The organism is Ercella succinigenes, from assembly GCF_900002895.1.
Genome location: NZ_CDHP01000020.1, coordinates 149,401 through 160,013, shown reverse-complemented (window position 1 = coordinate 160,013; position 10,613 = coordinate 149,401). Strand labels below are relative to the sequence as shown.

The 10,613-nt window shown below is 39.6% G+C and carries 11 protein-coding genes and 1 other annotated feature; of the genes, 10 read left to right on the top strand and 1 reads right to left on the bottom strand.

The annotated features are described in order from the left end of the window. The 9 genes from AC0KSB_RS06050 to AC0KSB_RS06010 all read left to right on the top strand — a co-directional run. On the top strand, window positions 1-266 hold a 266-nt coding region (locus AC0KSB_RS06050; RefSeq protein ID WP_472307316.1), incomplete at its 5' end, for a transposase. Window positions 267-329: 63 nt separating this feature from the next. Beyond that, a complete protein-coding gene (locus AC0KSB_RS06045) occupies window positions 330-464 on the top strand; it encodes a Maf family protein (protein ID WP_472307332.1) in 135 nt (44 codons plus the stop codon). A 27-nt stretch (window positions 465-491) separates the two neighbouring features. Then, the gene (radC, locus tag AC0KSB_RS06040; protein WP_472307314.1) at window positions 492-1,193 is read left to right on the top strand and encodes a RadC family protein; all 702 of its coding nucleotides are present in this window, start codon (window positions 492-494) and stop codon (window positions 1,191-1,193) included. A 74-nt stretch (window positions 1,194-1,267) separates the two neighbouring features. Next, entirely contained in the window at window positions 1,268-2,125 is an 858-nt protein-coding gene (mreC, locus tag AC0KSB_RS06035; protein WP_472307312.1) for a rod shape-determining protein MreC, read from the top strand. After that, the gene (mreD, locus tag AC0KSB_RS06030) at window positions 2,112-2,696 is read left to right on the top strand and encodes a rod shape-determining protein MreD (protein WP_472307310.1); all 585 of its coding nucleotides are present in this window, start codon (window positions 2,112-2,114) and stop codon (window positions 2,694-2,696) included. The genes mreC and mreD overlap by 14 nt, the downstream gene beginning before the upstream one ends. After that, window positions 2,681-5,095: a penicillin-binding transpeptidase domain-containing protein gene (locus tag AC0KSB_RS06025; RefSeq protein ID WP_472307308.1), complete on the top strand. Its 2,415-nt coding sequence runs from the start codon at window positions 2,681-2,683 to the stop codon at window positions 5,093-5,095. The genes mreD and AC0KSB_RS06025 overlap by 16 nt, the downstream gene beginning before the upstream one ends. Window positions 5,096-5,213: 118 nt before the next feature. Further along, window positions 5,214-5,603 (top strand): methylglyoxal synthase, encoded by a 390-nt coding sequence (locus AC0KSB_RS06020; RefSeq protein WP_472307306.1) that lies wholly within the window; start codon window positions 5,214-5,216, stop codon window positions 5,601-5,603. A 205-nt stretch (window positions 5,604-5,808) separates the two neighbouring features. After that, window positions 5,809-7,146: an NADP-specific glutamate dehydrogenase gene (gene gdhA / locus AC0KSB_RS06015; protein WP_472307304.1), complete on the top strand. Its 1,338-nt coding sequence runs from the start codon at window positions 5,809-5,811 to the stop codon at window positions 7,144-7,146. A gap of 312 nt (window positions 7,147-7,458) precedes the next feature. Next, window positions 7,459-8,103, top strand: coding sequence for an MBL fold metallo-hydrolase (locus AC0KSB_RS06010; protein WP_472307303.1), 645 nt, complete (start codon window positions 7,459-7,461; stop codon window positions 8,101-8,103). Here the strand turns inward: AC0KSB_RS06010 and AC0KSB_RS06005 are convergent. Continuing rightward, window positions 8,096-9,205 (bottom strand): DUF5050 domain-containing protein, encoded by a 1,110-nt coding sequence (locus AC0KSB_RS06005; RefSeq protein ID WP_472307302.1) that lies wholly within the window; start codon window positions 9,203-9,205, stop codon window positions 8,096-8,098. The two genes, AC0KSB_RS06010 and AC0KSB_RS06005, sit on opposite strands and share 8 nt — an antisense overlap. A 50-nt stretch (window positions 9,206-9,255) precedes the next feature. After that, window positions 9,256-9,511 (top strand) — a binding site (T-box leader). A 59-nt stretch (window positions 9,512-9,570) separates the two neighbouring features. On the opposite strand from AC0KSB_RS06005, the gene pheS reads away from it, so the two are divergent. Continuing rightward, window positions 9,571-10,593 carry a phenylalanine--tRNA ligase subunit alpha gene (gene pheS / locus AC0KSB_RS06000; RefSeq protein ID WP_472307330.1) on the top strand — a complete coding sequence of 341 codons (1,023 nt, stop codon included), beginning with the start codon at window positions 9,571-9,573 and terminating at the stop codon, window positions 10,591-10,593. Window positions 10,594-10,613: the final 20 nt, after the last annotated feature.

The following is a 10,613-nucleotide window of genomic DNA, read 5'->3' as shown; positions in this document are numbered from 1 at the left end:
TGCCGGAAGCCTATCGCAAACGACTGAGAACCAGTAACAGCATAGAACGACTCAACGAAGAGCTACGTCGTAGGGAACGCGTTATACGGATATTCCCCAATGATGACAGTCTTATCCGACTGATGGGAGCAGTTCTGATGGAGCACCATGAAAAATGGTTGACCGGCAAAAAGTATTTCATAATGGATCGCTACTTTGATGAGAGAGAAACAGCAAGAAAAGAAGCGTTAGCAGAACGAGCAGCATACCTGCATGTTGTCACCTGATTCATGCAGATACCGGAAGACAATTTACACCAACTTTTTGGACTTGACTGATACGGAAGTGCACTGATAAATAGAATAGATGGTTGTTATTATAATGTGATGGGTTTGCCGGTGAACAGGTTGATGGACATGCTGCAAAAAGCAGCTGTAACTTCATCTGAATTTAATTTTATCTCTGGTTTATTACCCTGGTCCTGACAAGCCTCCTGAAAGGAGACTTGTTCTATGAATGATTTTAGCTATCTTTCCATGAAAGAAATGCCGGCAGATGACCGGCCATATGAAAAGCTTGAAAGGTTCGGTGCACGGTCTTTGACCGATGCCGAACTACTTTCTGTTTTGATCAGAAATGGAACCAGAACAATACCTGCATTGCAGTTATGCCATAAGATTATGGCTCTGGCCGGAGATCAGGGTTTAATGATGTTGCAAGAAAACAGTATAGAGGAATTGATGTCTATTCCAGGTATTGGCAGAGTTAAGGCTTTGCAGATCAAGGCAGCACTTGAAATCGGAAACAGAACTGTGGAAAAGGCCAGAAGTAATCCGCGTAGGCAAATTAAAACTCCTGACGATGCCAGAGGTCTTCTGGAAGAACAATTGCGGAATCTTTCCAGAGAAGAATTGCATATGATTATGCTTGATATAAGAAACAGAGTTATCCGTATTGTCAGATTATCTGAGGGTGGTTTATCTTCTGCGGTGGTAAAGCCAAGGGATTTGTTCAGGGAGGCTGTTAAAGCAAATGCAGCAGCAGTTATTCTTGCTCATAATCATCCCAGTGGAGATGCTACTCCGAGTAATGATGACATACAAACAACACTTAAACTGATGGAAATTGGTTCGATGATGGGCGTTAGTGTAATTGATCATCTTGTCATATCTGTAAAAGATTCTGTGAGCATGAAACAAAATGGTCTAATTTGATTGCCTGTTGCTTTTACGGTATTATGTCGAGTGATAGATGTTAATATAATTTTTTTGAAGGGAAGTGGAGTTGTTTGCGCAAGGTTGTGCGTACACGTATTTTTACTATAGTCCTTATTAGTTTGATTTTGATCACTCTTATTTTACTGTCTTCGTTTCCAGGCAGTCCTTTAAATCATCTCACAACTCCATTTAGTGCTGTTCTTAAACCTATACAGTCAGGATTTAGTGGGGCAGTTGATAATGTAAGTGGCTTTTGGCAGTCTTTAACAGATGGGATAACGATCAGATCAGAAAATCAAACTTTGCTTGAGGAAAATGCAGCATTGCGTAATGAAATTGCTCAGCTGCAGGAAGCTGGAAGAAATTATGAGGAATTGAAATCTGCTTTGCAGCTGAAAGATGTTTTTGATAGATATGAAATAGTAGGTGCCAAAATCATGACACGTGAGATTGGTAGCTGGTTTGATGTTTTTAAAATTGATATGGGGACAGCAGACGGTCTTACAGTTACAGAAACAATGTCTTTTGCTGTTGTGGATGCGGAATCAAGGTTGGTTGGAAGGGTGTTATCTTCAGACCTTACTACGGCAAAGGTTCTCCCATTGCTGCATGAGGGGTTCGCCGTAAGTGCAAGGGTTAATGAAGTTAATGGTGCAATCGTAAGGCTGCGTGGAGATATTGATCTAAAAGGCAGTGGCATGTGTATTATTGATCAGATTCCTGAAAGTGCTTCTGTAAGAGTTGGCGATGAGATTGTTACAAGTGGTTTGGGAGGGCTTTTCCCAGCTGGTATAATTATTGGTGAAATAGTAGATATAACAGATAGTTCCGTCCCAGGTCAGAAATCTGCAATTCTTAAACCTGCAACTGAACTGGATAATTTATCTACGGTTTTTGTAATGAAGGGACATAGTAATGAGGTTGATTAAGCAGCATGGACGTCAATTTGGTGTATATGCTATTTATGTTGTTGGACTGACTTTAATACAGTTTACTTTTTCCGGCTGGTTGGTGCCTGTCCATTTCATGCCTGATCTTGCTTTGATTATGGTAATTATAAGCGGATATTTTTTTGGCCGTGATGATGGCGTTGTGATTGGTCTTGTTGCAGGTTTTTTGCGTGATATGCTGGCAGGAAGATATCTTGGACTTGGTATGCTGTTATTAATGTTTGCCGGTCTGATTGCCGCGACTATGCTAATAAATTTTTTTCAGAGGAATATTCTTCTTGTTCTTTTGCAGGTTGCCTTGATTACTATATTCTATGAGATTGCTTTGATTATCATTACTTTTTTGTTTCCAATGTTGCCGGATCAGATTTATAGTTTTGAGCAACTTATAAGCATTAGTCTGCGGACAATTGGTCCGCAATTATTAGTAAATATTATAGCTTCTGTTCCTCTGTTACTCTTGCTTAATTATTTAGGCCCATATCCTAAGGGGCAAAAGAAAACTGGTATTGATGATGACTCGGGAGAAAATGTATGGCGGATGACTTAAAGAACACATATTACATGTTTGATAACGATGAGGCGATACTTCATTCGTCTACAGGAGAAGTTAAGCCTGGCTTAAAACACCGGGTAAAAGCTTTTGTTGGCAGTAGATTTGCTTTGCTTAGTGCAGCTATACTCATAGCGGGAGGCATGATTTTTTATCAGACTGCTGCTCTCCAGCTTGATCCGGGTTCAGTTACCGGTGTTAGTGAGACAAGTGGGGTTGCAAGACAACAGGTGGTGAAGGCGCCGCGTGGAGATATTTATGACGCTGCCGGTGTTACACTTGCTTATTCAGAGACAATTCCGGTTTTGTATCTTAGCTATGCCGGCTTGTCGCCAACCGAGCTTAATACTATGCTGCTCGATCTAGCTCTTTTTCTGGAAGAAAACGGAGTTACGGTAAAAAGTGAGCTGGATGATTATTTTGAATTGGATCATAGTTCCTGTACCCATCCTGATGGTGATGGTGAGGATTGTGGTATACCTGTATTCAAAAAAACAATGGAAGAAACTATATATTGGCAAAGCAACAGAAATCTTTTTAATCTTAAAGAGCGTGATGATTTGGCAAATTCAGAATTTTCAGATGATTTTGTCAAGACTGACCCTGAAGTTTTTTATGATTATTTGCTGTATAAACAGTTTCAGATAGAAAATATTGATACTGATGGTATACGTTATAGCCGAGAAGATGCCTGGCGGATAATGAGACTTCGCTATCTTATTATGAAGGATTACTGGTCTTTTATAAATGGTACTCCGATTGAACTTACCAGGCAGGTTTCGGAAGAAATGGTCAGTATAATCTATGAACAGAATTATCGGTTCAAAGGTTTACTTATAGGTCAGGACAGTCAGCGCATGTACTCTGATCAGGTGAGGTATCTTAGTCATATTATTGGATATACCGGCAGAATTTCTTCCTTGCAGTATGAGGAACTGAAAGAGTTAGGATATGAGCCAGATGCAATTGTCGGTCAGGCCGGTGTAGAGTCTACAGCTGAAAGATATTTATCTGGTCAAAATGGAGTAAAACCTTATAATATCTGGTCGGCGGCAGGAGAAGACGGTGCTTTTTTCTCTGAGAATATTGGTAAAGATGCTGTTGCGGGGTATGATGTCAAATTAACAATTGACCTGGCATTGCAGAAAGTTGCGCAGCAATCACTTGAAAAGGTTATTGAACAAATCCGTAACAGTCCTGACAATAAGAATCTTGGTGATGCTGATGCCGGTGCTGTTGTTGCTTTAGATGTAAGTACGGGTGCTGTCCTTGCTATGGCTAGCTATCCATATTATGATCCGGTAGATTTTTTGATTCAGGCAAATGATGAGGCCGCTGCGGAAAGAGTAGAGCAGTATCTTACCGATAATGAGCAAAAACCAATGATGAATCGCGCTATCATGGAAATTTATGCTCCAGGTTCTACTTTTAAGCCTGTTACTGCGGTTGCAGGCTTGCAGTCGGGAGCTATTACAGCTGTCTCCAATACTTTCAGATGCCGTGGATCTGAAATCATTGGTGATTGGCCATGGCGCTGTCTTGAGTATCCAGGTGGCGGACATGGTGACCTGAATCTAACAAGAGGGATGGCTACTTCCTGTAATATGTATTTTTATCATCTGGGCATTGCTACAGGTGTAGATAATATAGATTATTGGGGGAAACAACTAGGTCTTGGTGAAATAAGCGGCATAGATCTGCCGGGAGAAGCAAAAGGATACCGTTCCAGCAAAGAAACAAAAGCTCTTTTAAGAAGTGATCCTAGTGATCAGATCTGGTTTCCTGCAGATACCTGTCAGACTGCTATAGGCCAGTTTGATAATAGCTATACTATTTTACAGCTGGCAAGATATACTGCTGCGATTGCTACAGGTAATCTGGTAACGCCGCATGTTATATCTCAGATCACCAGAGATGATGGAATTGTTATTGATTATAATGATCCGCAACCTCAGCCGATCGGTCTTGATCAATCAACATTAGATGCTGTAAGAGAAGCTATGATAGCCGTAAGTACAGATCGTGAAGGAACTGCAAGACGCTATTTTTCAGATTATCCTGTACAGGTTGCTTCTAAAACAGGTACCGCTGAGACCGGCAGAGAGGATGTTTCTTCTTCAAATGGTTTGTTTATCTGTTTTGCACCGGCAGATAATCCACAGATCGCCATAGCACAGATTGTTGAGAAAGGCGCATGGGGTTCAAACACTATACAGATTGCTGTGGATATTCTTGATGCTTACTTTGGTTTTGATCAGGGAAGTTCTGCTGGAGATGCAAACAGACTGCCTGGTTTATCGGGAATTGATTTGTCAGGGCAGCAAGCAAATGATGAATCCGGTATTTCAGGAACTACAGTTACAACAAATACAGATTCAACAGAAAATGATTTTTAATCTTTTTTTACTATGAAAAGACGGTAAAATAGTGTATTTTATTTTTATGTCTTGTTAGTTTTAACAAATATGGTTAGAATATAAGTTAGTTATGTCATAAATATCAGGAGGTAGTCTAGTGAATATTGTTTTGCTTGCAGATCATCGTAAAAATGAATTACTGGTAAATTTTTGTATTGCCTATAGTCAGATATTGTCCAGACATTCGATGTTCTCGCTTTTTAATACGTCGCGTTTGATTAGAGATGCATCGTCTTTAAATGTTGTCGGACTGTCAACGGAAATTTCCGGCAGCCTTGATCAGCTTGCTTCCAGAGCAATGTACAATGAGATTGATGCTGTTATTTACTTAAGAGATCCGATACTAGAGACATATGATGCTCCTAATTCTTTGCTTAAAGCTTGTGATACGAATAGTATACCTGTTGCTACAAATATAGCTACGGCGGAACTTCTGGTTCTGGCAATTGATCGTGGGGATCTTGATTGGAGAGAACTCGTTAGATAATGCTGTGAATCTATATTATAAATTGCAAGACAAAAATAATTTTATTTCAAATGCAAGTCTGTTAAAAAAGACTTGCATTTTTCTTGACGAATCGACCGATTAGCAATAGAATATTTGTTGAGTGTTGATTTCATCTGTCCTGGTATGCAAATGAAGTCATTGTTCTAATCTATTATTTATATATTTTGTTGACGGAGGGATATCCATGAACATTTTAAAATCTGTTTACGATCAGTTCGTAACACGCAATCCTAATGAGCCTGAATTTCATCAGGCAGTACTTGAGGTACTTGAGAGTCTTGAGCCTGTGGCAGAGAAGCATCCTGAATGGGTGGCTGCCGGTATTTTCGAAAGAATTATTGAGCCTGAGCGTCAGGTAGTTTTCCGTGTAAGCTGGGTTGATGATGCCGGTAAGGTACATGTAAACCGTGGTTTCCGTGTGCAGTTTAACAGTGCTATAGGTCCTTACAAGGGTGGTCTTAGACTGCATCCTTCGGTGAATCTTAGTGTTATAAAATTCCTGGGCTTTGAGCAAATATTCAAAAATGCTCTTACAGGTCTTCCTATTGGTGGTGGTAAAGGTGGTTCTGACTTTAATCCACGTGGCAGAAGTGATAATGAAATAATGCGTTTTTGCCAAAGCTTTATGACAGAACTTTGGCGTCATATCGGCGCAGATACAGATGTTCCTGCCGGTGATATAGGAACGGGAGCACGTGAAATCGGTTATATGTACGGACAATACAAACGCCTGGCAAATGAACATACCGGTGTTTTAACAGGAAAAGGATTGAACTGGGGTGGTTCTCTTGTTAGAACAGAAGCTACAGGTTATGGCTTGCTTTACTTCATGGATGAGGCTTTAAAAGCTAAAGGTAAATCCTTTGAAGGCGCTAAAGTTTCAATCTCTGGTTCAGGTAATGTTGCTATTTTTGCTACAGCAAAAGCTACTGAGCTGGGTGCTACTGTTATTACTCTTAGTGATTCAGATGGATATATCCATGATCCTAACGGTATTGATCTTGATGCAGTAAAAGAGATCAAGCTTGTAAAACGTGGACGTATCAAAGAGTATGTAGCTGATCATCCTGGTTCAACCTATACAGAAGGTTGTGCTGGTATCTGGTCGGTTCCTTGCGATATTGCTTTGCCTTGTGCTACACAAAATGAAATAGATGGTGCTTCTGCCAAGTTGCTGGTTGATAATGGCTGTTATGCTCTGGGAGAAGGTGCAAATATGCCTTCAACTCCTGAGGCTGTTGAAGTTTATCTTAAAAACAAAGTTATTTATGGACCTGCTAAAGCTGCTAATGCCGGTGGTGTTGCTACATCTGCACTGGAAATGAGCCAGAACAGCATGCGTTATAGCTGGACATTTGAAGAAGTAGACGCTAAATTAAAACAGATTATGATTGATATTTATAGCAGAGCAAGTGAAGCTGCAGCTGAGTACGGTGATCCAGATAATCTCGTATTAGGCGCTAATATTGCTGGTTTTGAGAAAGTTGCTACTGCAATGTATCAGTTTGGTGTTGCTTATTAATCTGCATGATTTTAGATTGTTTTTGTAAGTTTATACAATTATACCTGTAAAGTAGTTCTGAAACGAGTAATAGCTTTGCTTGTTGTGGAATAATATTTTAGCAAAAGCCTGAAATCAGATCTTTAAGGTCATGATTTCAGGCTTTTTTGTAATAGTATTGTGATAAAATATTAACTGTTATAGATAAATAATAGATTCTGTTAATCAGTAATATAGATTCTGTTAATCAGTAATTTTGTAATTGAATCAGGCTCTGTAAACTAAGAATGATAAAAAGAGACTTTAAATGCAAATTGGAATGGAGATATATTTATGAATTGGAGTATAAGTGTTTTACCTATAAGTGGTTTTGCAGCAAATTGCTATTGGCTTGAGAATGGTAAAAATGCCTGGATTATAGACCCGGCTGCTTATCCGGAAAAAAAGCCGCACACGGATGCTGTGCTACAAGGTATCATTGTTACTCACGGTCATATGGATCATATTCTGACTGCGGATTACTGGCGTGATAAATTTCAGGTTCCTTTGTATATTCATGAAAAAGATGCACATATGCTAACTGATAGCAGGGGAAATGTATCTGCTACCTTTGGCTTGCCACAGACATGGCGTGCTGCCGAAAAAACTGTAGTTGACGAAGATAAAATTGAATTAGGTGATGGTTCATGGCTTGATGTGATTGCTACCCCCGGACATACCAGTGGTGGTATTTGCCTAATGCTAAACGAAAGCAATGGCATTCAGTCTGCCCTTTTTACAGGAGATACGGTTTTTTCTGATAGTGTGGGCAGGACTGATCTTGGAGGTTCCGATTTGGAACTTAACCAGTCTTTACGTAGAATAAAGAGATTAATGAATAAAGAAAATCAAAAAATGTTGATTTATCCAGGTCATGGTCCTTCGATAAGCTTTATTGATTTGTGTTTTAAAAACCCGTGGGTTAGCCGCATTAGCTGATTTTTACTGCTCTTGTTTGTTCTTTAACTACTCTGAATAACATATTATGATTCGGTCTTTGATAATAAATAAACGGATAAAGAATTACAAATTTCTCAACAGCGTCGTCTGCGACAAGAACAGCTTTACTGCTGTCAAGCTGATTTAGAGCGCTAAGCTCTATTGAAAATAGCTGCTGTTGGCGATTGCTGTCTATATAATAAAGTTTTCCGTCAAACGTTATGAATGGCTTATCCAGTGTATGTTCGAATACCAGCTGACTTTCCAGTTTGATAGGAGTTTTTGTCTGATTAGTCTCCTTATCGGAATCATCATCGGAATCATCATCGGTATCTTTGTCGTCATCATTGTCGGTATCATTAAAAGATTGCAGGCTTATACCATAGACATGATACTGATTTTGCAAATCTGCAAAATAAAGCCAGTCTTTATCGATTTGCAGACTGCCTGCGACTCTTTCAATTAATACCTGAATTTCGTCCGTTTTTAAATCATATCGGATTAGTCCGTCATGTGCTGATTTACTGCTGATATATAGAGCTTCTTTATTTAAAATCATGTTAGTAGAGGCGGATTCAATAATAACTTCGCGTCTACTGCCATCTGTTTGGTATCTTACTACCTGCTCTTCAGGCATCTCTATAGCATAGAGCATGTCATCAAAAAAGATCAGATTTTTGATATCACTGGAACCAATTCTGACATTATTTGAGCCGTCTGTATTTATTTTTGATAATTCACCTTGAGATAGTCCGCTAACATAGTAGATCTGATTTTGATCAATAACCGGCCAGGAAACATAATTGTTAAGTAAAATCTTCTGATTGGCACCGTCGGCATCTGATTTCACAAAATTCCCATCACTATCATTAAAATAGATATGTTTGCCATCACTAATTGTAATATTCTCACTGGCAATATTTGCTTGACTCATCAATTCGGTTAAAACTTGCTGATCAGAAGGCAGACTTGCTTTGTCAGGATCAAAAGTTTCGATTTGTTCCTGCTCTTCAGTACAAGAGGTGATTATAATTAACAGCATTATAAGAACAAATGCCAGGGAGAGTGCTTTTTGCCGGGTCGTTCTGGAAAATGATTGCATTTAAATAACTCCTTGCCTTTACAGTATATTTATCAGATGATATTATAACATGTAACGCAGTGATGAAGAGAGTAAAAGATGAAAGATCTCAGAGAGGGTTGAGTCGGTAGGCTGTGAGCTCACCTGATTGGAAGTTTTTGAAGTTCACTTCGGAGCGGTCTGGCTGAAGGAATGATTTTATTTCTCCCAAAGGAGTTAAACTTTGTTATGTAGGCTGGAACGGTTTGCCCCGGTAAAAGCTGTTTGAGAGCCGGAGCGGTTGCTCTGGAATTCGGGTGGTACCGCGGATATTCTTCCGTCCCGTGTATGGGATGGGAGTTTTTTTATGTCTATTTATTACTATGGGAGGAATACATATGAGTGATATGAGAGAAGATTTAGGTAATTTACTGGATTCGTTCAAGCAGGAGCTTGATCAGCAGAAGTCTTTGTCTGAACTTGATGCTTTGCGCGTTAAATTTATGGGAAAAAAAGGACCTTTGACGCAGATACTTCGTGGCATGGGCGCTTTGTCAGCTGAGGAAAGACCTGTAATCGGTCAGTTTGTAAATCAGGTGCGTGCTGAGATGGAGGATTTGCTTGACCAGAAAAAGATATCTCTAAAAAGTGTTGAGAAACAGGCTGCTTTGTTAAAAGAGACTATTGATATAAGTATACCTGGCAGATCTCAACCATCAGGTGCCCGCCATCCTCTTACCAGAGCAATTGATGAAATTTGCGAAGTATTCATGAATCTGGGCTATCAGATAGCAGAGGGTCCTGAGATAGAGCTTGATAAATATAATTTTGGACTTTTGCGCATTCCTGAGGGACATCCTGCAAGGGACACACAGGATACATTTTATATGAACGATAATATTTTGCTGCGTACACAAACATCTCCTGTGCAGATACGTGTTATGGAACAGCAAAAACCGCCTTTGAAAATTGTCTGTCCAGGTAAGGTTTATCGTTCTGATACTCCGGATGCTACTCACTCACCGATTTTCCACCAGGTGGAAGGTCTTGTTGTAGATAAAAATGTTACCATGGGGGATCTTATCGGATCGCTGCAACTTTTTGCCAAACAATTATTCGGTGAACAGACAAAAATCAGATTACGTCCGCATCATTTCCCATTTACAGAACCAAGCTGTGAAGTAGACATTTCATGTTGGACATGCGGTGGAAGCGGTTGCAGAACATGTAAAGGTGAGGGCTGGATAGAAATACTTGGTGCCGGTATGGTACATCCTGAAGTTTTATCAAATTGTGGAATAGATCCTGAAATATACAGTGGCTTTGCTTTTGGTATCGGTGTTGAGCGTACTGCAATGGGGCGTTACGGTATAGACGATATTCGTCATTTTTATGAAAATGATATTCGCTTCCTGCAACAGTTCAGATAACTTTTGGAAAAGTGTATTTT

Excerpts from the sequence above, each read along its gene's own strand:
- radC (WP_472307314.1), top strand. The coding sequence starts at position 492 with ATGAATGATTTTAGCTATCTTTCCATGAAAGAAATGCCGGCAGATGAC.
- mreD (WP_472307310.1), top strand. The coding sequence starts at position 2,112 with ATGAGGTTGATTAAGCAGCATGGACGTCAATTTGGTGTATATGCTATT.
- AC0KSB_RS06025 (WP_472307308.1), top strand. The coding sequence starts at position 2,681 with ATGGCGGATGACTTAAAGAACACATATTACATGTTTGATAACGATGAG.
- gdhA (WP_472307304.1), top strand. The coding sequence starts at position 5,809 with ATGAACATTTTAAAATCTGTTTACGATCAGTTCGTAACACGCAATCCT.
- AC0KSB_RS06010 (WP_472307303.1), top strand. The coding sequence starts at position 7,459 with ATGAATTGGAGTATAAGTGTTTTACCTATAAGTGGTTTTGCAGCAAAT.
- AC0KSB_RS06005 (WP_472307302.1), bottom strand. The coding sequence starts at position 9,205 with ATGCAATCATTTTCCAGAACGACCCGGCAAAAAGCACTCTCCCTGGCA.
- pheS (WP_472307330.1), top strand. The coding sequence starts at position 9,571 with ATGAGAGAAGATTTAGGTAATTTACTGGATTCGTTCAAGCAGGAGCTT.